Raw genomic sequence first — 24,463 nt, 5'->3', positions numbered from 1 at the left:
GCTGCCATGCATCGCGCCGGGTGCGTGGCTGTTGGCGCGTCAGCGCCGTACAACCCTTGCCCGGGCGGCCACGGCCTACTCCTGGCGGGTATTTTTCATGGCGCTTACCGGCAGTACCTTGGTGTAGTCGCGCCTATGCGTCCTAGAATGATCTGTGTCAGCCCTGAGGCGGGGGAGCCGGGATTCCACATGGACAATCGGGACGATCTGACCAGATCGCTTTTCAATCAGGATGTCGAATTGGTGTGCTCGGGCAGCCAGATGTTCGAAGGCCGAGTGATCGACGCGTCGCTGGCGGCCAGGTTGACCGGTGCATTGGATGGCAGCCGGATCGAGATGGCCATCGGCGACAGCACCGCCTCGTTCGTCATCAGCCACCCCTTTATGGTGGGCAAGGCCGAGCGGGTGATTCATTACGATCATGGCCGGACCTGGATGGAGAATCAGGGCCTCTGCATCAAGGAGAGGATGCGGAACTGCGGCATTGGCGCGCGCATGCTGGCGCAGCAGGTCTTTACGGCCAAGGAGTTCGGGATGCGGCGCATCGTGATGCCGGCCGCTGGCGGTCTCAATGCCGCCAAGCAGCTCGATAGCGAGCTGGCATGGTTGAAATTCGGCTTTATCTCCAATCTACCTTTCGATATCCGGGCCCGCTTCAGCCTCTACGGCGGGCAGTTCGGCACCATCCGGACGCTGCAGGAACTGGTGGCGGTGCCGGGTGGCGCGAAATGGTGGGAGGAAAACGGCCATCCTTTCAGAATGGAATTCGACGTGACCGAAGATTCCTATAGCTGGTCGATGCTGCTGGCGTATCTGCGCCGCAAGGGCATCGTCATGGTGCCCACGTAGCGACCGGCTGAGCGGGCAATGCTGAAATGAAAGTAGCTAAACAAGCCACGTCAAATCGGCAATAATTATATATTACCGCGTCGTCGAGTAAGCGCGGCTGGCCGAGGTGCGTACGCTGGCTCGACCGCCGGAAGGAGAGCGCCATGAGAGAGGCTATCGTTGCCGGTGGGCTGGCATGCCGCATCGGTCAGTGCTTGCTCGGCCTTTTGTTGCTGGGACCGGCGGCCTCGCCGGTGCAGGCCGAAGAAACGGCCGCCGGTACAAAGCGGCTGACCTTTCTCGACCATGAGTCCAATCCGCTGCAACGGGCCACCGCGGAGATACTGACCAGCGCTTACGAGCGGATGAGTATCGAGGTGGTGGTCGAATTCTTCCCGCTCAGGCGCAGTGCGGCGGTCGTCAATGCCGGCCAATACGACGGCGAGTTGTTCCGGGTGGCCGGCGCGGAAAAGAAGTTTCCCAATCTACGCATGGTACCCACCCCGCTGGGGGAAAACGACTTCGCGGCCTTTGCCGTCAGGGCCGAGGTCAAGCCGACGAGCTGGGCATCGCTGCAACCGTTGCGCGTCGGTGCGCAATTGGGCGTGATGCAGGTCGAGAAGCGGACCCAGGGCATGAACGTGGTGTTCGAACCGACCCTGGATAGCGCCTTCAAGCTGCTGAAGCTGGGGCAGGTCGATGTCGTGGTGGCCTCGCGCATGACCGCGTGCGAGCATCTTGTCCGCCTGCGTGGCAGTGATGCGGGCTACGCCGGCATACGCGAAGTCGGCGTGCTGGAGAGTGTGCCCATCTACCATTACCTCAACGCCAACCATGCCGACTTGATACCGCGCCTCGACGAAGAGCTGAAACGGCTTACCAGCAACGGCTATATCGCGGCTGTCTGGCGCAAGGCAAGCATCTCGGGGCGTTGCGAGCGATAAGCGATCCGGCGTCGTCACCCGGCGGCCGAGGCTATCCCACGCAATGGAAATTTGCCGCATTTCATGCTGAATACCACGGCAAGGCGGCGCTTCGCGTTTGCCCGCCCCCTACGGCTGGACTGCTGGTATTATCGCGCCCCCTTGGCCTGAGCCTCTTGAAGCGGGTGTTCGACACATCCGGACCAGGTAAAGCCAGCAACCCGGACTGCAGCAGCACCGGGTTTTCATATTGCATTGAATTGATACAGTTGCCGCCATGACCGAACCCCAACAGGCCGAACCGGGCCAGCTTGAACCCGCCGCCGAATCCGCTTCGGCTGTCCTGGACAGTGGCCTGCTTGGCTTGGTGATGCTGGCGCGCTTCCATGCCATCGCCGCCGAACCGGCGCAATTGGCGCACGAGTACGGCAGTGGCCAGCCTTTTGACGAAACCCGCATTCTGTTGGCGGCCAAGCAACTGGGTTTGAAGGCGCGTGCAGTCAATGCCCGGCTGGATCGCCTGGATCGGCTGCCCTTGCCGGCCCTGGCAGAGGATGTGAACGGCGGCTATTTCATCATCGCCCGCCTGAGCGACGATCAGGTATTGATCCAGGACCCGCGTGTAGGCCGTCCCGAGACGCTTAGCCGCGACGCGCTGCTGGTACGTTGGAGCGGCCGCCTGCTCTGTTTCGCCTCGCGCGCGTCGCTGGCCGGCGAGCTGGCCCGATTCGACTTCACCTGGTTTATTCCCGCGGTGGTCAAATACCGCAAGCTGCTGGGCGAGGTGTTGCTGGTCTCGTTCGTGCTGCAATTGCTGGCCCTGCTGACACCGCTGTTCTTCCAGGTGGTGATGGACAAGGTGCTGGTGCACCGGGGCTTCTCCACGCTGGACGTGATTGCCGTGGGCTTATTGGTGGTGTCGGTTTTCGAGGTACTGCTGACCGGTCTGCGCGGCTGGCTGTTCTCGCACACCACCAATCGCATCGACGTGGAGTTGGGTGCCAAGCTGTTTCGCCATCTGCTCAATCTGCCGCTGGCTTATTTCCAGGCCCGCCGGGTCGGCGACTCGGTGGCGCGGGTGCGCGAACTGGAGAATATCCGCCAATTCCTCACCGGCAATGCCATCACCCTGCTGATGGACCTGCTGTTCTCGGTAGTTTTTATCGCCGTGATGTTCTACTACAGCGGTTGGCTGACCCTGATCGTGCTGCTCAGCCTGCCTTGTTACGCCTTGCTGTCCTTTATGATCACGCCGCTTTTGCGGGCCCGGCTGGATACCAAGTTCGCCCGTGGCGCCGAAAACCAGTCCTTTCTGGTGGAAGCGGTCAGCGGCGTGGAAACCATCAAGTCCATGGCGGTCGAGCCGCGTGTGATCGAACGCTGGGACAACCAGCTGGCCGCTTATGTGGCCGCCAGTTTCCGGGTCGGCCAGCTGGGCAATATCGCCAATCAGGTGGTTTCGCTGATCGGTAAGCTGGTTACCGTGGCCACCTTGTGGCTGGGCGCCCGCCTGGTGATGGACGGCGAGTTGAGCGTGGGCCAGTTGATTGCCTTCAATATGCTGGCCGGCCGGGTGGCGGGGCCCATCATGCGCTTGGCGCAGCTGTGGCAGGATTTCCAGCAGACCGGTATTTCCATGCAAAGGCTGGGCGATATCCTCAATACCCGGACCGAAGTCGGCCAGGTCAGCCGGGCGGCATTGCCCGCCATCGAGGGCGCCATCGAGTTCGAACAGGTTGGTTTCCGCTACCGGCCGGATGGCCCGGAAATCCTCTGCGGCATCTCGCTGCGCATTGCCCCGGGCGAAGTGATCGGCATTGTCGGCCGCTCCGGCTCCGGCAAGAGCACCCTGACCAAGCTGGTGCAGCGCTTGTATGTGCCGGAACGGGGGAGGGTGCTGGTGGACGGGGTGGACCTGGCACTGGCCGATCCGGTCTGGCTGCGCCGCCAGGTCGGCGTGGTGCTGCAGGAGAACCTGCTGTTCAACCGCTCCCTGCGCGACAACATCGCCCTGGCCGATCCCGGCATGCCGATGGAAGCAGTGATCCACGTGGCCAAATTGGCCGGCGCGCACGAATTTATCCTGGAGCTGCCGGAAGGCTACGACACCATGATAGGCGAGCACGGCACCGGCCTGTCCGGCGGCCAGCGGCAACGGATCGCCATTGCGCGGGCGTTGGCCACCAATCCGCGCATCCTGATCCTGGACGAGGCCACCAGTGCCCTGGACTACGAGTCGGAGCGGATCATTCGCGACAATATGCGCGCCATCAGCCAGGGCCGCACGGTGATCGTCATCGCCCACCGCCTATCCACGGTACGCATGGCCGACCGCATTATCGCGGTGGACAAGGGCCAGATCGTCGAAGAAGGCACCCATGCCAGCCTGGTCGATAAACCACAGGGCTACTACGCCCATTTGCACAGCTTGCAGCAGGGATAAGCCATGAAGTTCGAAGCCACCAAGGCGCTGCTGCAGCGCTACGCCGCCGTTTGGCGGGCCGCCTGGTCCGTTCGCAAGCAGTTGGACGGCGTACCGCGCGTGAATTATGAAGCCCAGTTCCTGCCTGCCGCCCTCTCCTTGCAGGAGACGCCGCCATCGCCTATTCCACGCGCCAGCGCGAAGGTCTTGATCGCCTTGTTTCTTATCGCGCTGCTCTGGAGCATCTTCGGCCGGGTGGATGTGGTGGCCGTGGCGCAGGGCAAGATCATTCCGGACGACCGCACCAAGACCATCCAGGCGCCTGAACTGGCGGTGGTGCACCGCATCCTGGTCCGTGATGGCCAGGTGGTGAAGGCCGGCCAAGTCCTGATCGAACTGGATACCACCAGCGCGGGTGCCGATCGTGCCCGCTTCGGCAGCGAGCTGGGTGCGGCCGAACTGGAGGCCGCCCGCAGCAAGGCCCTGGCCGAAGCATTGGACAAGGGGCATTTGCCGAAATTACTGGTGCCGAAAAACGCCGATCCCAAGGGCCTGGCCGACGAGCAGCGTCTGCTGGTGGGTGAGTACGCCGAGGTGCAGGCCCGCCTGGCGGCATTGGACGAAGAGACCGAGAAGCGCCGCGCCGACCTGGCCACCAGCCAGCAGTTGCAGGCCAAGCTGGTCGATACCTTGCCGCTGGTGCGGCAACGGGCGGAGGACTATCGGGGCCTGGCGGAGAAGAACTTTATCGCTCGCCATGCCTTGCTGGAAAAGGAACAGGCGCTGATCGAGACCCAGCGCGACCTGGCGGCCGAACAAAGCCGTTCCAAGCAATTGCAGCACGCCATCGAGCAGAATCTGCGCGAACGGGCCAGCCTGCTGGCGCAGACCCGCCGCAACGCGCTGGACCAGTTGAACCAGGCGGAAGATAGGGCGACGTCGCTGAAGCAGGAAGTGGTCAAGGCCGAACAGCGTAAGCACCTGCTGACCTTGACGGCGCCGGTCGATGGGGTGGTCCAGCAATTGGCCGTGCACACCGTCGGCGGCATGGTGAAGGAAGCCGACCCGCTATTGCAGGTCGTGCCGCAGAACGACAGGCTGGTGGTGGAAGCGCAGATCGAGAACAAGGACATCGGTTTCGTCTATGACGGCCAGGATGCCGAGGTCAAGGTCGAGACCTTTAACTTCACCAAGTACGGCACCCTGCCGGGCCGGGTGTTGACCGTCTCGAACGATGCCGTGCAGGATGAGAAACGCGGCTTGATCTATCCCGCCCGGGTGGAGCTGCACCGCTCCAGCGTGCAGGTGGGCAACAAAAAGGTCAATCTCAGCCCCGGCATGGCGGTCACCGCCGAGATCAAGATCGGCAAGCGGCGGGTGATCGAATACTTCCTGACGCCGCTGACGGAACATCTGCAAGAGAGTTTGCGGGAGCGGTAAGCGCAGGGATGGTCAGATATCCCCCGCCTGCCACCTGGCCAGGAAGTCCGGTACCTGGTCGGCCGGCAAGGGCGGGGCGACCAGGAAGCCTTGCATTTCATCGCAGCCCAACTGGTCCAGGAAGGATAGCTGCTCGGCGGTTTCCACCCCTTCGGCGATCACCTTCAGGCGCAGGTTCTTGGCCAGGCTGACCACGGCGCCGGCGATGGCGGCGTCGTCAGGGTCGGTGAGGATGTCGATGACGAAGGAACGGTCCACCTTGAGCTTGTCCAGTGGAAAACGCTTCAGGTAGCTGAGCGAGGAATAGCCGGTACCGAAGTCGTCGATGGCCAGCCGCACACCCATGCGTTTGACCGTATTGAGGGTCTGGATGGCCGCGCCGACGTCGTCCATCAGGGTGCTTTCGGTCACTTCCAATTCCAGATATTCAGGTGCCAGGTCGGCGGCCCGCAGGGCGTCCAGGGTGACCGCCTCCAGGTTTTCGGCGAATTGGCGGGCCGAGACATTGACCGCGATGGGCGCATACAGCAATCCGGCCTGTTGCCAGATCTTGTTTTGCATACAGGCTTCCTTCAAGGCCCACGCCCCCATGGGAACGATCAGGCCGCTTTCCTCGGCGGCCGGGATAAACCGATTGGGCGGGACCAGGCCCAGTTCGGGATGCCGCCAGCGCATCAGCGCTTCCATGCCGATCACGGCTCGGCTACGGATATCGATCTGCGGCTGGTAATACAGCAGGAACTGGCCGGTGGCGACAGCCTTGCGCAGGTGGTTGTCCAGTAACAGAAATTCCGCACTGCGTTGATTCATATCCTGGGTGAAGAAGCGAAAGGCCTGTCGGCCGGCTTTCTTGGCCGCCTGCATGGCGGTTTCCGCGTGCTGGATCAGGGTTTCCCTTTGCTTGCCGTCATCCGGATAGATGGCGATGCCCAGGCTGGCCGTGACGGTCAGCGGTTGGCCGCCGATATGGTGCGGCTCCGCCAGGGCCGTCAGCAGGCGATCCGCCAGGGCGGCTGCCTGTGCGGGGCTGGACAACTCGGGGTAAAGCAGCACGAATTGGTCGGCGCCATAGCGGCTGACGGTGATTTCGGTGCCAACCAGTTCCGCCAGGCGATACGCCACGTTGCGCAATACCTGGTCGCCATCCTGGTGGCCCAAGGTGTCGTTGATGGCCTTGAAGCGGTCCAGGTCGATAAATAGCACCGCCATGCCATTGCCCATCCGTTCGGCGCGCGAGCTGGATTGGCTGATGCGGTCGGCCAGCAGGGCGCGGTTGGGTAGACCGGTGAGCACATCGTAGTAGACCAGCCGTTCCATCTGCTGCTCGAAGCGCTGCAGTTCGGTCAGGTCGGTAAACATGGCCAGGTAATGCTCGATATGGCCATTCGCGTCGCGCACGCGCACCACGCTTTGCCAGGTCGGCAGCAAGCGGCCGTCGCGGCGCCGGTAGGTGACTTCGCCTTGCCAGGCAGGGTCGTATTCCAGCGTATGCCAGATATCGGGGTAGGGGTTGGCCATGCCCTGACCGGACGGCATCAGATGCTGGGGCAGCTCGCCGCGGACATCTTCGGCGGCGAAGCCGGTCAGCGCGCTGAAGGCCGGGTTGACCAGGCGAATGCGCTGGTCGGCGCCCAATACCATCAAGCCTTCGGTACTGTGCTCGAACATCAGCACGGCCAAGCGGGCGTGCTCTTCGGTCTGCGCCATTTCGGTGATATCTCGCGCGCTGTGCAGCGCCCCGACGATATGGCCCTCGTCATTCAGACAGGGTTCGATGCGCGAATCCAGATAGCGGCGGCCGCGCGTCGGCAAATCGCGCCAAGCCCGCGCATGGGTGACCTGGCCGCCCAATGCCGCCGCCAATGCCAGCTGCAGACGGTCGGTCTGGTCGGCCGGATAGATTATGGCGGCATGCTGGCCTTGGGTATCGGCAATCTGGCCGCCCAGCATGTCAAGGGCGGCGGTGTTGGCGAAGCGGCAGACCAATTGCTTGTCGAAGGCAAGCAAGGCATCGCCGAAGCGATTCAGCAGGATATTGGCGTAGGGCCATTCGGCCATGGGAGGGCAGTTATCCGACATGCTGGCAAGATCCCGGAAAGTGCAACTTCCAGTGTAGTTCATTGCTGCCGGAGTCGCCCTTGGCAAGCTACAATCATCGCCCCATCCGGAGGCCGTCATGATCGTTACCTACCCGAACAGTCCGTACCGCCTGCATCAACCGTTTCCACCGGCCGGCGACCAGCCGCAAGCCATCGCGGAATTGCTCGAGGGATTGGACGACGGTCTGCGTTTCCAGACCCTGCTGGGGGTGACCGGCTCGGGCAAGACTTACACCATGGCCAATGTCATCGCCCAATCGGGCCGGCCGGCGTTGGTGATGGCGCCCAATAAAACCCTGGCGGCGCAGCTATACGCCGAGTTCCGTGAGTTTTTTCCGGAAAATGCGGTTGAGTACTTTGTTTCCTACTACGACTACTACCAGCCGGAAGCCTACGTACCCAGCCGCGATCTGTTTATCGAGAAGGATTCGCAGATCAACGAGCATATCGAGCAGATGCGCTTGAGTGCCACCAAGGCCATGCTGGAACGGCCCGATTGCATCATCGTCGCCACGGTATCGGCGATCTACGGTATCGGCGACCCCTCCGACTACCACAAGATGATTCTGCATGTGCGCGAGGGCGAGAAGGTACCGCAAGCCGAGTTGGTGACCCGGCTGGTGCAGATGCAATACGATCGTAACGAGATCGATTTTACTCGCGGTAAATTCCGGGTGCGCGGCGACGTGATCGATGTGTTCCCGGCCGAAAACGCCGATCTGGCGGTGCGCATCGGCATGTTCGACGACGAGGTCGAGAGCATCAATCTGTTCGACCCCTTGACCGGCCGCATTCAGCAGCGCGTGGGCCGTTTCACCGTGTTCCCCGCCAGCCATTACGTGACGCCCCGCGCCACCGTGCTGCGGGCCATGGATACCATCAAGGACGAGTTGCGTAGCCGGCTGTCCTTCTTTCATCAGGACCATAAGCTGGTCGAGGCGCAAAGGCTGGACCAGCGCACCAAGTTCGATCTCGAAATGTTGCAGGAAATGGGTTTTTGCAAGGGGATCGAGAACTACTCGCGGCATTTTTCCGGCAAGCCGGCCGGTTCGCCGCCGCCTACCCTGATCAACTACCTGCCGGAAGGCTCCTTGATGTTCCTGGACGAAAGCCATGTGCTGATCGGCCAGATCGGCGCCATGTACAAGGGCGATCGGGCGCGCAAGGAGAACCTGGTCGACTACGGTTTTCGCATGCCCAGCGCCATGGATAACCGCCCACTCAAGTTCGCCGAGTTCGAGCAGATGATGCCGCAGACGGTATTTGTCTCGGCCACCCCGTCCACCTACGAAGCCGAGCATCAGGGCAAGGTGGTGGAGCAGTTGGTGCGACCTACCGGGCTGGTCGATCCCCTCATCAGCGTGAGGCCGGTAGGCACCCAGGTCGATGACCTGATGAGCGAGATCCACAAGCGTACGCTTATCGGCGAACGGGTCCTGGTCACTACCTTGACCAAGCGGATGTCGGAGCAGTTGACCGATTACCTGACCGAACATGGCGTGAAGGTGCGTTATCTGCACTCGGAAATCGATACCGTCGAGCGGGTGGAGATCCTGCGCGATCTACGCCTGGGCGTGTTCGACGTGCTGATCGGCATCAACCTGCTACGCGAGGGGCTGGATATTCCGGAGGTATCCCTGGTCGCCATCCTGGACGCCGACAAGGAGGGTTTCCTGCGCAGCGAGCGTTCGCTGATCCAGACCATAGGCCGGGCCGCGCGCAATCTGAACGGCACCGCCATCCTCTACGGCGACCGCATCACCGATTCGATGCGCAAGGCGATCGACGAAACCGAACGCCGCCGCGCCAAGCAACTGGCTTTCAACGAAGCCAACGGCATTACCCCGCGCGGGGTGGTGAAACGGATCAAGGACATCATCGACGGTGTCTACGATATGGACAGCGCCCGCGCCGAGCGGGACGAGCGCAAGCAGCAGCTATTGCTGGAAGATATGGACGAGAAAGCCTTGTCCAAGCAGCTGAAGACCATCGAGAAGGCCATGATGGAAGCCGCCAAGAACCTGGAATTCGAAAAGGCGGCCGAATTGCGCGACCAGTTGCACAAGTTGCGGCAGCGGGTGTTTGGGGCGGGGTAGTTGTCTGGAGTGGACTTGCGCACGCGCGTTAGTCTCTCCTATTGAATTCAGGCGAAGGCCGTATACCCGGCGCGGTAATACCCTGGCAGTCTCGCGCTATGGACAAGGACGATCACGACGCCGCCTACAAGTGCATGTTTTCCTATCCCCGTGCCGTCGAGGATCTGTTGCGCGACTTCGTCGGCGATGAATGGGTGGAAAAAGTGGATTTCTCCTCCCTGGAGCGCATCAACGGCAGTTTTATCGACGACAAAAGGCGCCGCAGAATAACCGATGTGATATGGAAGGTGCGGCTGGCCGACCAGGATCTTTACATCTGCCTGATACTGGAGTTCCAATCCAAGACCGATCCCACCATGGCGCTACGGGTGGGCTGCTATGTACTGAACCTATACCTGGATCTCTACAAGAACCCGAAGCAATATAAATTGACCGACAGCAGCAAACTGCCGCCCGTCCTGCCTATCGTGATGTACAACGGCGCGCCGCGTTGGAGCGCGCCGCTGGAAGTGGATGAGATGATTGACGTGGGTCCCGGTAGGCTGCCGGATTTCCGGCCACACATGCGTTATATGCTATTGGACCAAGGCACCTATCAGGAGCAAGATTTGATGGGGCTGGAGAACGTGGTGGCGGACATCTTTCGGCTGGAGAATGCCGAGAACCCGGAAGTCTGGCGTAGTGTTTTACGCAAGCTGCTGCGCTATTTGGCAGGGCCTGAGCATGACGGGCTGCGGAACGCGATAAAGGCGTGGATCATCAATATACTGATCCCTGCCAAGTTCCCGCAGTTCAAGTGGCCGTCAGCGCAGCTGGAAGAGGCTGGCGACTTGCAAGGAGTGGAAGCGATGTTGAAGATGAACTTGGATCTCTGGGGCCAACAATATGTACAGGAGGGCCTGGAAAAAGGACTAGAGCAGGGTCAGGCCAACACGGTACACCGTCAGCTCCTACGCAAATTCGGTCCTTTGCCAGACTGGGTGGAGAAGCAATTGAGCGATGCAACATCCGAACAATGGGAAGAATGGGGCGACCAAGTGTTGTCGGCCAGTTCTATCGGTGAGATGTTCAAGCAGCCTGAAGACCAATCAGCGTTTCCCACCTTTCCGCAATGATCGGTTAATAGGTCAATATGCGCGGTGTCTTGGGCGCGATATCGGCCACGAACAACCATTCCGAATAATGCCGCTTCTGCTTGAACGCGCTATCTTCCTCATCGAACAGGTCCAGCTTGATCGGCTGGGCAGTGGAGCGGCTGGCAATGCCCATGATGCCGCCATCGGGACCGCGCAGCAGTAGCCAGTCCGCCTGGCCGGAGATGGGGTCGGGATAGAGGCGGCGAAGGTGGCGGCGCAGCGGAAAGCGTGGATCGCGCAGCAGGTCTGCCAGGGCGCGCGGATAGTGGCGCTTTTCCGCCGGGACGGCGTTGTAATAGCTGGCGATGGCGTTGCGGTAGGCGCTGCCGGTCAGCAGCAGGGCTTGTTCGGCCTGGCGTCGTTCGCTGATTTCGCCCAGCAGCACGGTGGCCGTGCCGGTGACGCCCAGCACGGCGATCAGGATAAGCAGGGCGAGGTAGCTGAAACCCTGCTGGGCAGGCCTGCACTTCATAGGCTGGAATAAGCCCGGCCGTCGGCCGTGGCGCCTTCGGCACCGCTCTTGATATCGTAGATGCCGCTACCCCGCTCGGGGTCGGGCGGCAGCAGGGTCCAGCTGTCGTTGCGATCGGTGACGGGATCGACCGGCAGGCTGCGCAGATAGTGCTTTTCCACCATTTCGTCCAAATTGGCGGGATAGCGGCCGGTGTCGCCGTAGAACTTGTCGATGGCGTCGCGCACCCGTTGCAGATTCTCGCTCAAGACCGCCGTCTTGGAGCCTTCGATGCTGCTGAAATAGCGCGGTACCGCCAGGGTCAGCAAGACCGACACGATGGCGAGCACCACCAATAGTTCGATCAGGGTAAAGCCCGCCGCGCGTTTACCACTGCTTGTAGGGTACGCCATTCAATCCTGTCCCTTCGCTGCGCGAATACACATCGTAGACATCATTGCCTTCCTGCGGGTCGTCCGCTTCGCTGGCATAGGACCGCTTGCCCCAGCAGCTTTCCGCCCGGGCCGGGTCGCCGCCTTGGCACCACGGATCGGGCGGAATGCGGCGCAGGAAGAACAGCTTGCGTCCTTCCGGGTCCAGCTGGTCCGGCACGCCCTGCACCAGGATTGCCAGCGAGGGAGGATAGGGGCTGGCGCCCAGGTCGTGCTGGACGTGGCCGCTGTCGAAAGCCTTGCGATAGGCATCGATGCCGGCGCGGATCTCGCGCAGTGCCAGCTTCAGTTCCTGTTCCTTGACCCGCTGCACGCCCATTTGCGCGGTGGGCAGCACCAGTACGGCCAGCACCGCCAGGATGGCCAGGGTAACCAGCAGCTCGATCAGGGTGAAGCCGCGCCCCTTGGTCCACGGCGCGCGCATCTCAGGGCTCCAGCTTGAGCGTGTGGTCGGACAGGGCGGGGTCCAGGCTGCGACCGTCGATCGCCTGCGGGGCCGCGCTGTTCACCTTTAAAAGGGTCTGCCCTCCCTCGGCGCTGAGTATCCTGGCGGTCAAGGTGGCGACCACCCCGCCTCCCTTGGCGCCGGTGGCGCTGGACAGCAGGTTGTTGATGCTAATCCGGCCTGCCTCGATATCGCTGCTGAAGGCAGTGCTGCCGCTGTGCTTGAAGAAGTCGCCTTCACTGACCTTGATGATCTCCAGTACGCGCGGGTCGTAGCTCAAGCTTACCGGCATGCCGTTGAGGGCGGTTTCACCCTGGTAGACCACCTGCAGCTCGATCGTTTGGCCCACGCTGGCGCGATCCGGTCCGTCCCACTGCATCTTGCCGTTCGGCGTGGCGGGTGCGGGCGTGGTGGCCTTGGCCGCTTCGGCCGGGACGGTGGCCGGGAGTATCGGTGCTGCTACCGCGGCTGGCGTCGGGGTAGGCGTCGCCACGGCCGGCGGGCTGCCGCTGGTTTGCTTCAACAGGGCGCCACCACTGCCGGCTTTCGCGCCCGTATCGAGGCGCGAACGGCGGAAATTGCTGTCGGTGCCGGAATCGAACTCCAGGATATCGGCATCGGGGCGGCGGATATTGCGTATCAGCCGCGGGGTGATGGACAGGACGATTTCGGTCTTGGTGTGGTCATTCAGCTGGCTGCCGAACAGTCTGCCCAGCAGGGGGATATCGCCCAGCAGCGGTACCTGGTCGGTGGTGCGGCGGTCTTCGTTGCTGATCAGGCCGGCCAGCACCTGGTTTTCGCCGTCGCGCAGGCGCAGCACGGTGGAGGCGGTACGGGTGCCGATCTCATAGGCGCGGGTCGTCTTGGTCTCGACGGTCTTGAGAATGCTGCTGACTTCCAGCGAAGTCTTGATGGAGATCTCGTCGTCGGGGTAGATGGTCGGTTCGACATCCAGCTTGAGCCCGACATCGACATAGGCGACCGACTCGGACGAGAAGCCGGTGGTCAAGGTCGAGGTGATCACCGGCACGCGGCTGCCGATCAGGATCTTGGCTTTTTCGCGGTTGTGGGTACGGATGCGCGGGTTGGCCAGCAGGTTGGCGTCGCTGTCTTCGTTCTTGGCATTGACGCCGACCGAGCCGACGGTGGCGCTGATGCGGCGGCTGTTGAGGCCGCGCAGATCGCTCAGGGTCAGGCTGCTGCCGGCGGCCTGCAAGGGGGCCAGGCCCAGCTGGTTGGGCCAGTTCACGCCCAGCTCCAGCAGACGGCCGCGCTTCACTTCCAGCACCTCGACCTCCAGCATCACTTCCGGTTCGGGCAGATCGTGCAGGGCGACCAGCTTTTCGGCCTGGCGCACCACTTCCGGGCTATCGCGCAGGATGATCATATTGAGCTTGTCATCGACCACCACATCCTTGCTCTTGACGATGGTCTTGAGCGTATTGGCCACCGTCTTGGCTTCGGCATTGGCCAGGTAGAAGGTGCGTACCAGCATGGGCTGATAGTCCTTGCGCTTGGCCTGGGTATCCGGGTAGATCAGGATGGTATTGCCGTCCAGCACCCTTTGCTCCAGCTGATTGGTCAGCAGGGTCAGATTGATGGCGGCTTCGATCGAACTGTTCTTCAGAAAGATCGAGGTCTTCTGTTCGGTACGCACATCCTTGTCGAACAGAAAATTCAGGCCCGAGGTGCGGGCGATGATATCGAACACCGTCCGCAGCGACGCATCCTTGAACTGCAGGGTGATGGGTTTCTTGAAGGCGTCGGCTAGGCCGCTGTCGCTACCGCGCCGTTTTTTCTCTTCGATCTGCCGCTGCAATGCCTGGGCCGCCGCGTTTTGCGGCTGTTCGGCCAGGATGCTGCGCAGCCGCTCTTGCGCGCTGTCGCCATCCTGCCGGCTCCAGGCCTTGTTGGCTTCCTCCAGCAGGGTTGTCCGGCGCCGCTCGGCGGCGAGATGCTGCATGCCCATCCGGGCTCGTGCGTGCGAGGCATCCAGGGTCAGGATCTGGATATAGCCTTGTTCGGCGCCAAGCAGATCCTGCGCCGCCAGTGCGGCGTCGGCTTGCGCCAGCAGCCTGGCTATGGTCCGGTCGCGGCTGGTCAGATAGCTCATGCGGTAATTGACATCGTCTGGCGCCAGCGCACTGGCTTGCTTGAGCTTATCCAGGCCGGCGTTGAGCTGGCCTTGTTCCAGCAAGGCTTGGCCGTCGCGATGGGCCTGCTGGGCGGCACAACCGGATAACAGGCCCAGCGCGGTCAACAGCGCAAGTCGGGCGCAATGGCGCGAGGAGAGGGGAAACGGGGGGAACATCATTCTTCGCCTTGTCCGATTGCTAGGGTTTGCTTGGTATTCAGCGGCAGATAGGTCAGCAGGAGATTGGCCGGCTGGATCTCATCGACCCGGTAAATGCCGGCCAAGGTGTCGCCACGGTGCACGATCAGCGTCTGGCCGGCATGGTCCAGGTACAGCTCCCAGACACCGTCCTCGAATTTTTTGCCGATGAACTGGAAAGGCAAGGGCGGTGCCACCGGGGCCTGCACCAGCGCAAGAACCACGGGCTGGGCCGGCGGCGGCGGTGTGGCGCCCGGGCGGACCGGGAAAAGGTTCGTACCGGGCTGGGGCGGTTGCATCAACTGCGCGCGCGGGATCAGCGCGGCGATACGGCCGGGTTCGGCCATCGTGCGTTTGGCGGCCGGCGGACGCGAGAAATCGGGTGCCCGGCGTCCGGCCGGTGCGTCGGCGGCGGGGTTGCCATTGCCCCAGATGGCCAGATAGGCCGCCCCGCAGAACAGTCCAAGCAAGATCAGCTGGCGCTTGGTCATGGCTTTTGCCCCCGGCCTAGCCCCTGGCCGGCTCGCGACCACAGGCTGAGTTTGAGCGTGGCATGCAGCGAGTCGGCCTGGCTGCTGTCGCGCTTGAAGCCGATATCGTCCAACGACAGATTGGGTCTGCCGCGCAGCAGCGCTTCGGCCAAGGCGCGGATCTCGGGATAGCTGCCTTGCAAGGGCAGCAGGATGCGCAGGCGCACCAGGCCGTCCTTGGCGCTGACCGTGTAATCCGCTTCGGCGATATCCCAACCTTCCGCCTCGGCGATGTCGAATACCTGGCGCAGGTTGGCCTGGCGGTCACCGGCCTGGTCCAGCAAGGTATACAGCCGGGCCAGCCGGGCGGCGTTGGAGTCTGGCGCCATGGTCCCGGCAGCGCTTGCTACGGTCGGCTGGCCGCCATGGGGCACGCCGGTATGTTGGTCGGCCAAACGCCGTTCGGCAAAGGGCAATTGTAGCCAGACCAAGGCGGCCGCCAGCACCAGCAGCCAGCCGCAGGGGGCTATCCAGCCCTGGCGATGCAGCCTGATTTCGATGGCGATACGCAGCCGGCCCGGCAAGGCATGGATATCAAGGGAGCGATCAGCAGCCATATTCACTCTCCAGTGTGGTCATGGCGCCGTCTCGCCACCCAGGCGGGCCTGGGCGGTAAATTCGAATAGTACCGGTGCGCCGACCGCCTTTTCATTGCTGCGATGCTTGCGCAGAGACACTTCGGTAAAGAAGCCGGATTGCTGCAATGCCGCGACGTAGGCCAGCATGCCGGCGATATCTTCGCTTTCGGCCGAGACATGGACGGCATGGCTCTGCTCATTGGGCGTGATGGACAGGAGCGCGACATCGGGGCGGGCTGCTTGTTCAAAGGCCGCGAACCAGGCGGCCCATGGCAGATTGAGCTGGCGGATGGCCTCGTTGGTGCTGCGGATCTGGGCTGGCGTCAGGCCGGTTTCGACCGGCTGGGCCGGTTTGGCCGCGGCAAAGAATGCCTGGCGTAGCCGCGCTTGCACCGATTGGTCCAGCTCGGCCTGTTGCTGCCGTACCTGCCAGAGCCGGGCGCTGCCCAGCAGCAGTGCCACGGTGGACAGTGCCCAAAGCAACAGCAGCAGCGGATGATGCTGCCGCAGTTGGGCCGTTAGCGGCTGGCGCCGGCCGAAAAAGTCGAGTTGCAGTCTTTTCATGTCTTGCTACCCAATAGCGCCAGGCGGTGGGCAGCGCTCCCCGATGCCTGCGTGGCAAGGAAGCTGGAACGCCACGGACCGAAGCGGCTGTCGCGCGGGAGCCAGGCGGCGCTACCCTGCCAGCGGATATCCTCCGGCAACTGCTCATGGCTAAGCGCCAACAGGCGGGCCTCGCCTTCCAGTTTGGCGAGTAGCTCGGCCTGGCTGGGTGGCTGGGCGAAGCGGATGCTGCGCATGCACAGCCAGCGGCCTTGCTGGATGGCGGCATAGCTCAGCCCCAGGCCCTCACCCATGCAGAACCAGCCACTAGCCTGTCGTCCGGCCAGGTTCAAAGCCCGCACAAAGGCGGGCAGCATGGTGGCAAGGCGCCAGCCATGCACTGCGGCCAGACGTTCGACGTCGGCACACAGGGTGGCCGGGAGCGCGCAGGCCAGGAAGGCTTGCTTGGCGGACCAGTCGGCGTCCATTCGCCAGTTCTGGGCGGTTTCACCGAATAACTGTTCGAAGCGGGCAGCGGTGACGGCGCGCAAGGCGGCCAGGCTGGCGATATTGGCCGGGGGCTGGACCAGCCAGTAACGCACCAGCCGGTCGGCCACGGTCACGCCGAGGGTAGGCGCCAGCAATCGGTTGCGCACCGTGGTGCCGGTCGCCGCCAGGGTGTCGGCCAGGCCGGCAACGGCGGGTGGTCCATCGAACAGCAGCTCGGCGGAACCGCGTAGCAGCGCCACACCGTCCTGGTCCAGGCCCAGCGAGAGGGGTTCAGCCCATAAGCGTGACACGGCGTATCTCCTCCAGGGTGGTATCGCCGCAGGCTGCTTGCTTCATGGCGGCTTCAAACAAGGTCTCGGTACCGTTGCGGCGAGCCAGTTCCTTGATCTGGCGGATGGGGCTTTTGTCGATGATCAGCTCACGCAGCTCATCGGTCAGGCTGAGAAATTCGGCAATGGCGCGGCGACCCTTGTAGCCGGTGCCGCGACAATCGCCGCAGCCCGCGCCCTGGCGCAAGCGAAAGCCGGCGACATCGGCCAGGCCCAAGCCCATCGATGCCAGCATGGCCGGGTCGGCCGCCACGTCCACGCTGCAATGCGGGCAATTGAGCCGGATCAGGCGCTGTGCCCAGATGCCGTTCAGCGCCGAGACAAAGGCATAGGGATCAATGCCCATATGGGTAAAGCGGCCGAAAACGTCGAACACATTGTTGGCGTGCACCGTGGTCAACACCAGGTGGCCGGTCAAGGCGGATTGCACGGCGATTTCGGCGGTGTCCGTATCGCGGATCTCGCCCACCATGATCTTGTCGGGGTCATGGCGCAGGATGGAGCGGAGGCCGCGGGCGAAAGTCAGGCCTTTCTTTTCGTTCACGGGTATCTGCAGGATGCCGGGTAACTGGTACTCGACCGGGTCCTCGATCGTGATGATCTTGTCGCGGCCATGGTTGATTTCGGCGATGGCGCCATACAGGGTGGTGGTCTTGCCGGAACCGGTAGGGCCGGTCACCAGCACCATGCCATAGGGTTCGCTCACCAGCTTGCGCAGCGCCGCCAGCGAGCCGGCGTCAAAGCCCAATGCCTCCAGGGTCAGCGAACCATGGGCGGCCACCATGGCTTGCTTGTCCAGAATACGGATCACCGCATCCTCGCCGTGGATGCTGGGCATGATGGAGACGCGCAGGTCGATCTCGCGGCTGCCGGCTTCCACCCGGAAACTGCCGTCCTGCGGCACCCGCCGCTCCGCGATATCCAGTTCCGCCAGCACCTTGAGGCGCGAGATCACCTGCTCGGCCAAGGTGCGGCCGGGTACCTGGGTGATGGCGTCCAGCACGCCGTCGATACGGTATTTGACCGCCAGTCCACCCGGCAGCGATTCCAGGTGGATATCGCTGGCAGCTGTCTTGAGCGCATCGTACAGGGTGGAATTGACCAGCTTGACCGCCTGGCTGCTGCCGTCGCTGGTAGTCAGGAAGGTCAGTTTCTCGGCGGCGCGGTCACTGCCGCGCGAATCCGCGCTGTCCAGCAGCAGATGATCCACCGCGCGTACCGATTCCTCCTGGCGAGCCAGGTAGGCGTGGATATCGGCGGGTAGGGCCAGGTGGTAGGTCGGGGGCTGGCGGCAGAGGCTTTCCAGCCAGATCGGCAGGTCGGTGTCGAAGGGATCGCCCAGCACGGCATGCAGGCGGCCGCCGTCCGGCCCTGCCTGGCGCAGCAATACACAGCCGCGCTTTTGCGCACGCGCCAGCGGCAGCAGATCGAAGGCCGATTGCAAGGCCAGCATATCGGCTGTCTCCATGCTGGGCAGGTGGAACCAATGGGCCAGCGCCTGCAGGGTATCGCGCGGCTCGCTGCCCAGCAGCGCACCCAGTTCGTCCAAGGGCAGCGTACCCTCGCGCTGGGCCTTGCCATACGCCAGTTTCAGCTGGGCCGCGTTCAGTTCGGGGATGCTCACAGGGTGCCTGCCAAATCGAAGATGGGCATATACAGCAGGATGACGATGCCGCCGATCACCAAGCCGATGGCCGTCATCAGCAGGGGTTCGAAGGTCTTGGTGAAGCGCTCGATCCAGCGGGCGGTTTCGCTCTCGTAGAAATCGGCGGAGCGGGTCAGCATGGCGCCCATCTGGCCGGAGCGTTCGCCCACCCGCAGCATGCGCAGCGAAATGGGGGTGGTCAGTTGATTGCGGGCAAAGGTGTCGGACAGCATCTCGCCCTCGCGGATCGCTGTCGCCGCCGCGGCCAGTCCGGCGCGGCTGGCCGGCGAGACGACGCCGCTGACCATGGCGATGGCGCCGCTGATGGGGATGCCGCCTTCCAGCAGCATGCCAAGCGTCAGATAAAGGCGCGACAGTTCCAGGATGCGCATGCGCTCGCCGATGCCCGGCAGGCGGGCCACCAGGCCCATCCAGGCGCCGCTGCGAACCAGTTGGCGCAGCCACCAGCCGGCCGCAGCCAGCCCGCCCAGCACCACGGTGGCGACCAGAAGCGCGTTGTTGCCCACGAACTGGCCCCAGTCCAGCAGCAATTGCGACAGCATGGGCATGGGCCGGCCGGTACCTTGGTAGACGGCGGCGAAGCGGGGGACGACAAAGCCCAGCAGGAACAGCGCCACGCCGCCGCCCACCGTGATCAGGATGGTGGGATAGATGGCGGCGCTGACCAGCCGGTTGCGGACTTCTTCCAGGCGCAGCTGGTAATCGAGATAGCGGCTGAGCGCCTGCGGCAGCTCGCTGGTGCCTTCGGCGGCTTGCACGATGCCGACATAGAGGGGCGGGAAGACCTGCGGCTGGTGCGTCAGCGCGCCGGAAAAACGCTCGCCCTCCCGCAGCCGGTTGAGAATGCCGGCCAATACGCTGCCGGCGGCAGGGTTGGACTCCTTGTCCAGCAAGGCTTCCATGCATTCAACCAGGCTAAGGCCGGCCTCCAGCAGTGCCAGCAGTTCCTGGCTGAACAAGGTCAGCGAAAAAGCGCTGCGGCGGCCCAGCGTGCGCTGCGCCGCCAGTGGGCGGATCGTCAGCACGCTGGCGCGGCGTGCTTCCACCTGGCGGCGCGCGTCGGCCTCGTCGCTGGCTTCGATGGCCAGCGACTCGATCAAATTGGCGGCCGATAAGGCCTCTACCTGGAACTGCATGCGGCCGCCCGAGGCCTAGCGATTGGCGATGTCGGCGTCATCACCGGAGCCGCCAGGCACGCCGTCCTTGCCATACGAAACCAGGTCGTACTCGGTGGCCGACAGCGCACGGTACAGATATTGGCGACCCCAGGGGTCGGCCGGCAGCACCTTGGGCATATAGGGGCCGCTCCACCTGGCCGCGTCGGCCGGCCGCGTCACCAGGGCAGCCAGCCCTGCCTCGGTCGCCGGATAGCTGCCCACGTCCACCCGATAGGCGTCCAACGCCTTGGCGAACGCCTCGACCTGGGCGCGCGCCACGGTTTGTTCCGACTTGCCGATCTGGGAGAAGTAACGCGGTCCGACATAGGCTGCCAATAGGCCGATGATGGCGACGACAACCAGGAGTTCGAGCAGGGTGAAGCCAATATTGCGGGTGCGCATAAATCGGGAAAGCCTAATTTATTAAACCATGATGTTTATGGGCTGAGAATGGCGACGGAATAAACCGGGCCAATATAAACATCTACTAATTAATGAGCGGGCCAATTGGACAGCCCCTGCCGGGTATTCTTTCAATCATCCGGCCCCGCAGCATTTTGCGAAGCCGCGAGCTTGCGCCAACTGGCGGCGATCATCCAATAGCCACGAGGCATAAATCCAACTTTGTTGTTTTATTACCAGCAAGTTGAGTCCATTTTCGTGAAGGACATGGCCTCCTTCTCCAGCTGGAGTACGATTCTGGCGCACTGTCCATGCCCAGACAGTTGCCGGGCAACCCTGTTAAGTCCTTGTCGCAGGTGGACTTGGCGGGGGTTACCCATGGCTTCAGGCAGTCGGGCGTCACGGCCGGGGTATCCCCCTTACTTGTAAAGGCGTGTCCCGCGCAATGTGTGCAATCCACTGTTGCGCCTTTTATCGATATGAAGGAGTGGTATGAAAAAACTGTTTAAGACAGCGCTGCTTGCAGTCGCTGTCAGTGCAACCGCATCCGTAGCACAAGCCAGCGTGATTACTTTCGACTCGGTCGCGGCGATTGGTTATAACGGCGGCGATACCTTTACCGATGGTCAATTCACTTTGACGGCATTGGGCGACGGCTATGTCGGGGATATTTCCTCGCCATCCACCTGCTCCCTGCTGGACTGCCCAATCGGCAACGCATCCAATTTCTACCTGGGCCTCAATGACGGCGGCGTGCAAGTGACGCACTCCAGCAGCCTGGGCTTCCGGCTGAACAGTTTCGCCGCCAGCTTCGTCGCGCCCGTCGCGCAAGACATTCCGTTCTCGGTTGCCCGCATCCTGGTGATGGGCCATGACCTGAACAACAATGACTACTCCGCCAGCTTCACCTTGCCTGGCCAGAACAACGATGGTCGCTGGACCTTCACCAACTTCAACTTCGGCGCCTCCAGCGTGGTCTTCAAGGATGTCTCCTTCCTGAGCTGCCTGACCGACGACAACGGTTCCTGCGTGGCCTTCGGCGGCAACCAGGCCCAGTTCGCGCTCGACAACATCAACGTCGCCGCCGTGCCTGAACCGGAACAGTGGCTGATGATGCTGCTGGGCATGGCCGGCGTTGCCGCAATCGCCCGTCGCAAGCGCTCGGTCTGATCGCGGCGCGGCTTGAACGCGCAGCAAATCCTACGAATTAAACAAATAGACACTAGGGATTAACCAATATGACCCGTACGCCGGTTCAATGGGCCGTACTCGCCGTGCTGTCTGGCCTTGCCAGCACAGCATTCGCCGATGACGCCCGCCATCCATACATCGTCCAACTGGCCGACAAGCCCGTCGCTTCCTACACCGGCGGTGTCGCCGGCCTGAAAGCCACCCAGCCGGCTCCCGGCAAGCGCCTCGACGTGCAGGCCGCCGATGTGCAGGCTTACATCAACTATCTGGGCCAGAAGCAGAGCAATGTCACCGCCATCATCGGCAATGCGCCGGTGGTGTATGAATACAAGCTGGTGTTCAACGGCTTCTCCGCCATGTTGACCGACGCGGAAGTGCGCGCGCTGAAGAAGAGCGGCGACGTTCTGGCGATTACCGCCGACCAGCCGCGTGAGTTGCTGAGCAACTACACGCCCAAGTTCCTGGGTCTGGACAAGCCTGGTGTCGGCCTGTGGTCGCAACTGGGTGGCATCGGCGCCGCCGGCGAAGACGTGGTTGTCGGTATCGTCGACAGCGGTGTCTGGCCGGAAAACGCCGCCTTCGCCGATCGCATCGACGCCAGCGGCAACCCCACCAACGACCCGAGCGGCACCCTGGTCTACGGTGCGCCACCGTCCAATTGGCGCGGTACCTGCGAAATCGATCCGAGCTTCCGTGCCTGTAACAACAAGCTGATCGGCGCCCAGATCTTCCGCGATCAATATGACGCCCTGATTGCCGCCGGCACCTACACCCCGCATTGGAGCGACTACCGCTCGCCGCGCGACAACGGTGGCCACGGTACCCACACCGCCAGCACCGCCGCGGGTAACCACGGCGTACTCGCCTCGGTAGCCGGCGTGCCCATGGGCAAGACCTCCGGCATGGCGCCGCGCGCTCGCGTGGCCGTCTACAAGGTGTGCTGGAGCTACGACAACCCGGCCCTGCCAGGTACCCCGAAGAACTCCTGCTTCAACGCCGACAGCGTCAAGGCCATCGACAAAGCGGTCGAAGACGGCGTGAACGTGATCAACTACTCGATCAGCGGCAGCCAGACCAGCGTGATGGACCCGGTTGAACAGGCCTTCTTCGGCGCCGCCAATGCCGGCGTGTTCGTCGCGGCATCGGCCGGCAACAGCGGCCCGGCCAACCAGGTCGCCCACATCAGCCCATGGCTGACCACGGTGGCGGCTTCCACCCATGACCGCTACCTGGAAGGTTCGACCACGCTGGGCAATGGCGCGACCTACAAGGGCGCGTCCATGAACCCCACCGAACTGCCGCAGACCGCCGTCGTGCTGTCCAGCAGCGTGGGCCTGCCCGGCGCCAGCCTGAACGATGTCCGCCTGTGCTTCAACACCGCCGTGCTCGACCCGGCCAAGGTGGCCGGCAAGATCGTCGTCTGTGACCGCGGTACCAATCCGCTGGTGGACAAGAGCGCGGCCGTACACGCCGCCGGCGGCGCCGGCATGTTGCTGGTCAATGTGTCCGGCGGCGCCACCACGCAGCTGGCCGTTGCCCATAGCGTGCCGACCGTCCACGTCAACGCCGCCGACGGCGCGCTGATCAAGACCTATGCCGCTACCGGCACGGGCCAGGCCAGCATCGGCGTGTTCACCACCACCTCCGGCGGTGTGCCCGCTCCGGCGATGGCCGGCTTCTCCTCGCGCGGTCCGAACAAGGGTGACCTGAACACCCTCAAGCCCGATGTGACCGCACCGGGCGTGGACATCCTGGCCGGCTACGTGCCGCCGCAAACCGAAGCCGAGCGCAATGCCATCAATGACGGCAGCGTGGTACCGCCGGCCGCTTGGGACTTCCTGCAAGGCACCTCCATGTCCAGCCCGCACGTGGCTGGCCTGGCGGCCCTGCTGCACCAGCAGCACCCAAGCTGGTCGCCTGCCGCGATCAAGTCGGCCCTGATGACCACCGGCTACAACACCCTGGACGATGGCCAGCCTGGCATGTCCAACGGCCGTCTGCCATGGGCGCAAGGCGCCGGGCACGTCAACCCCAACTCGGCGGCCGATCCCGGCCTGGTGTACGACGCCAACACGCTGGACTACGTGCGCTACATGTGCGGCAACAATGTCGGCCTGCCGGCATCGATCTGCAGCACCTATGGCTCCATTGCGCCGTACAACCTGAACCTGGCTTCCTTGACCGCAGGCAGCGTGCTGGGCCAGCTCACCTTCACCCGTACCGTCAAGAACGTCGGCAGCACGGTGTCCACCTACAACGGCAGCGCCACCATCACCGGCTTCAACGCCACCGTGACACCGGCCTCGCTGACCCTGAACCCTGGCGAAAGCAAGAGCTTCACCGTCAAGCTGACCCGTACCACGGCACCGCAGGAAGCCTGGCAGTATGGCTCGCTGGTCTGGAGCGACGGTACCCATACCGTGCGCAGCCCGCTGACGGCCCGCGCCGCCATGTTGGCCGCACCGGCCTTGCTGACCAGCGAATCGGCGACCGGCAACAAGGTGTTCACCGTGGGTACCGGCTTTGCCGGCGCGCTGACCGCCGTCAAGGGTGGCATGAAGGAAGCAACCGTGTTCGACGGCACCGTCAACAAGGTGACCGGCGACGGCGTGGCTGAATGCGCCGCCGGTTCGGATCCGACCGGTGGTGTGAAGGTGCACCAACTGGTGGTGCCGGCCGGCAACCTGGTTACCCGTGTTGCCATGTACAACTCGGAAACCGGTCACGGCGACCAGGACGACCTCGACCTGCTGGTGCTCAACAGCAACGGCGTAGCGGTCGGCAGCAGCGGTAGCTCCACCTCGGACGAATTGGTACAGACGCTGAACCTGGCGGCCGGCACCTACAACGTCTGCGTGATCGGCTACGCCCCAAGGGCGGCAGCACCAGCTACAAGCTGTCCAGCTGGGTAGTTGGCAGCGGCGACACCGGCG

At 63.2% G+C, this 24,463-nt stretch carries 20 protein-coding genes; 8 read left to right on the top strand and 12 right to left on the bottom strand.

Features of this window, described 5'->3' with window-relative positions; genetic code table 11:
- The first annotated feature begins 189 nt into the window (after positions 1-189).
- The 4 genes from FNU76_RS04160 (at position 190) to FNU76_RS04145 (ending at position 5,613) form a co-directional block, all read left to right on the top strand.
- On the top strand, positions 190-849 hold the full coding sequence (locus FNU76_RS04160) for a hypothetical protein (protein WP_143856535.1): 660 nt from the start codon (positions 190-192) through the stop codon (positions 847-849).
- Positions 850-992: 143 nt separating this feature from the next.
- Complete coding sequence (locus tag FNU76_RS04155; protein WP_143856534.1) at positions 993-1,772, top strand: substrate-binding periplasmic protein; 780 nt, start codon at positions 993-995, stop codon at positions 1,770-1,772.
- A 256-nt stretch (positions 1,773-2,028) separates the two neighbouring features.
- Positions 2,029-4,194, top strand: a complete 2,166-nt coding sequence (locus FNU76_RS04150; RefSeq protein ID WP_143856533.1) for a type I secretion system permease/ATPase — start codon at positions 2,029-2,031, stop codon at positions 4,192-4,194.
- A 3-nt stretch (positions 4,195-4,197) separates the two neighbouring features.
- The gene (locus tag FNU76_RS04145) at positions 4,198-5,613 is read left to right on the top strand and encodes an HlyD family type I secretion periplasmic adaptor subunit (RefSeq protein WP_143856532.1); all 1,416 of its coding nucleotides are present in this window, start codon (positions 4,198-4,200) and stop codon (positions 5,611-5,613) included.
- Between the two features lie 12 nt (positions 5,614-5,625).
- Here FNU76_RS04145 and FNU76_RS04140 read toward each other — a convergent pair whose 3' ends face one another.
- Positions 5,626-7,692, bottom strand: coding sequence for a putative bifunctional diguanylate cyclase/phosphodiesterase (locus FNU76_RS04140; protein WP_223879215.1), 2,067 nt, complete (start codon positions 7,690-7,692; stop codon positions 5,626-5,628).
- Positions 7,693-7,789: 97 nt separating this feature from the next.
- Here FNU76_RS04140 and uvrB point away from each other — a divergent pair, with 97 nt between their 5' ends.
- Together uvrB and FNU76_RS04130 are read left to right on the top strand one after the other, a co-directional pair.
- Complete coding sequence (uvrB, locus tag FNU76_RS04135; RefSeq protein WP_143856530.1) at positions 7,790-9,808, top strand: excinuclease ABC subunit UvrB; 2,019 nt, start codon at positions 7,790-7,792, stop codon at positions 9,806-9,808.
- Between the two features lie 98 nt (positions 9,809-9,906).
- Complete coding sequence (locus FNU76_RS04130; RefSeq protein WP_143856529.1) at positions 9,907-10,923, top strand: Rpn family recombination-promoting nuclease/putative transposase; 1,017 nt, start codon at positions 9,907-9,909, stop codon at positions 10,921-10,923.
- A gap of 4 nt (positions 10,924-10,927) precedes the next feature.
- Here FNU76_RS04130 and FNU76_RS04125 read toward each other — a convergent pair whose 3' ends face one another.
- From FNU76_RS04125 to gspG, 11 genes are read right to left on the bottom strand one after another with little or no spacing between them, the layout of a single operon-like run.
- The gene (locus tag FNU76_RS04125) at positions 10,928-11,416 is read right to left on the bottom strand and encodes a type II secretion system protein (protein WP_143856528.1); all 489 of its coding nucleotides are present in this window, start codon (positions 11,414-11,416) and stop codon (positions 10,928-10,930) included.
- Positions 11,413-11,808, bottom strand: a complete 396-nt coding sequence (locus FNU76_RS04120; protein WP_143856527.1) for a type II secretion system protein — start codon at positions 11,806-11,808, stop codon at positions 11,413-11,415. Before FNU76_RS04120 ends, FNU76_RS04125 begins: the two co-directional genes overlap by 4 nt.
- Entirely contained in the window at positions 11,783-12,271 is a 489-nt protein-coding gene (locus FNU76_RS04115; RefSeq protein ID WP_143856526.1) for a type II secretion system protein, read from the bottom strand. The genes FNU76_RS04120 and FNU76_RS04115 overlap by 26 nt, the downstream gene beginning before the upstream one ends.
- Before the next feature lies 1 nt (position 12,272).
- Positions 12,273-14,606 carry a secretin GspD/PilQ domain-containing protein gene (locus FNU76_RS04110; RefSeq protein WP_223879214.1) on the bottom strand — a complete coding sequence of 778 codons (2,334 nt, stop codon included), beginning with the start codon at positions 14,604-14,606 and terminating at the stop codon, positions 12,273-12,275.
- The gene (locus tag FNU76_RS04105) at positions 14,603-15,115 is read right to left on the bottom strand and encodes a hypothetical protein (RefSeq protein WP_143856525.1); all 513 of its coding nucleotides are present in this window, start codon (positions 15,113-15,115) and stop codon (positions 14,603-14,605) included. The genes FNU76_RS04110 and FNU76_RS04105 overlap by 4 nt, the downstream gene beginning before the upstream one ends.
- Positions 15,112-15,711: a hypothetical protein gene (locus FNU76_RS04100; RefSeq protein ID WP_143856524.1), complete on the bottom strand. Its 600-nt coding sequence runs from the start codon at positions 15,709-15,711 to the stop codon at positions 15,112-15,114. The genes FNU76_RS04105 and FNU76_RS04100 overlap by 4 nt, the downstream gene beginning before the upstream one ends.
- An 18-nt stretch (positions 15,712-15,729) precedes the next feature.
- The gene (locus FNU76_RS04095; protein WP_143856523.1) at positions 15,730-16,296 is read right to left on the bottom strand and encodes a hypothetical protein; all 567 of its coding nucleotides are present in this window, start codon (positions 16,294-16,296) and stop codon (positions 15,730-15,732) included.
- Positions 16,293-17,075, bottom strand: a complete 783-nt coding sequence (locus FNU76_RS04090) for a hypothetical protein (RefSeq protein ID WP_143856522.1) — start codon at positions 17,073-17,075, stop codon at positions 16,293-16,295. The genes FNU76_RS04095 and FNU76_RS04090 overlap by 4 nt, the downstream gene beginning before the upstream one ends.
- Positions 17,056-18,738 carry a GspE/PulE family protein gene (locus FNU76_RS24375; RefSeq protein WP_143856521.1) on the bottom strand — a complete coding sequence of 561 codons (1,683 nt, stop codon included), beginning with the start codon at positions 18,736-18,738 and terminating at the stop codon, positions 17,056-17,058. The genes FNU76_RS04090 and FNU76_RS24375 overlap by 20 nt, the downstream gene beginning before the upstream one ends.
- Complete coding sequence (locus tag FNU76_RS24370) at positions 18,735-19,916, bottom strand: type II secretion system F family protein (protein WP_143856520.1); 1,182 nt, start codon at positions 19,914-19,916, stop codon at positions 18,735-18,737. Before FNU76_RS24370 ends, FNU76_RS24375 begins: the two co-directional genes overlap by 4 nt.
- A 15-nt stretch (positions 19,917-19,931) precedes the next feature.
- Positions 19,932-20,339, bottom strand: coding sequence for a type II secretion system major pseudopilin GspG (gene gspG, locus FNU76_RS04075; RefSeq protein WP_143856519.1), 408 nt, complete (start codon positions 20,337-20,339; stop codon positions 19,932-19,934).
- A gap of 492 nt (positions 20,340-20,831) precedes the next feature.
- Here gspG and FNU76_RS04070 point away from each other — a divergent pair, with 492 nt between their 5' ends.
- Together FNU76_RS04070 and FNU76_RS24995 are read left to right on the top strand one after the other, a co-directional pair.
- On the top strand, positions 20,832-21,509 hold the full coding sequence (locus FNU76_RS04070; protein WP_143856518.1) for an NF038120 family PEP-CTERM protein: 678 nt from the start codon (positions 20,832-20,834) through the stop codon (positions 21,507-21,509).
- Positions 21,510-21,577: 68 nt separating this feature from the next.
- Positions 21,578-24,442, top strand: coding sequence for a S8 family peptidase (locus FNU76_RS24995; RefSeq protein WP_179958342.1), 2,865 nt, complete (start codon positions 21,578-21,580; stop codon positions 24,440-24,442).
- Positions 24,443-24,463 lie beyond the last annotated feature (21 nt).

Source organism: Chitinimonas arctica (assembly GCF_007431345.1).
GTDB lineage: Bacteria > Pseudomonadota > Gammaproteobacteria > Burkholderiales > Chitinimonadaceae > Chitinimonas > Chitinimonas arctica.
This window is presented reverse-complemented; position numbering and strand designations above follow the sequence as displayed.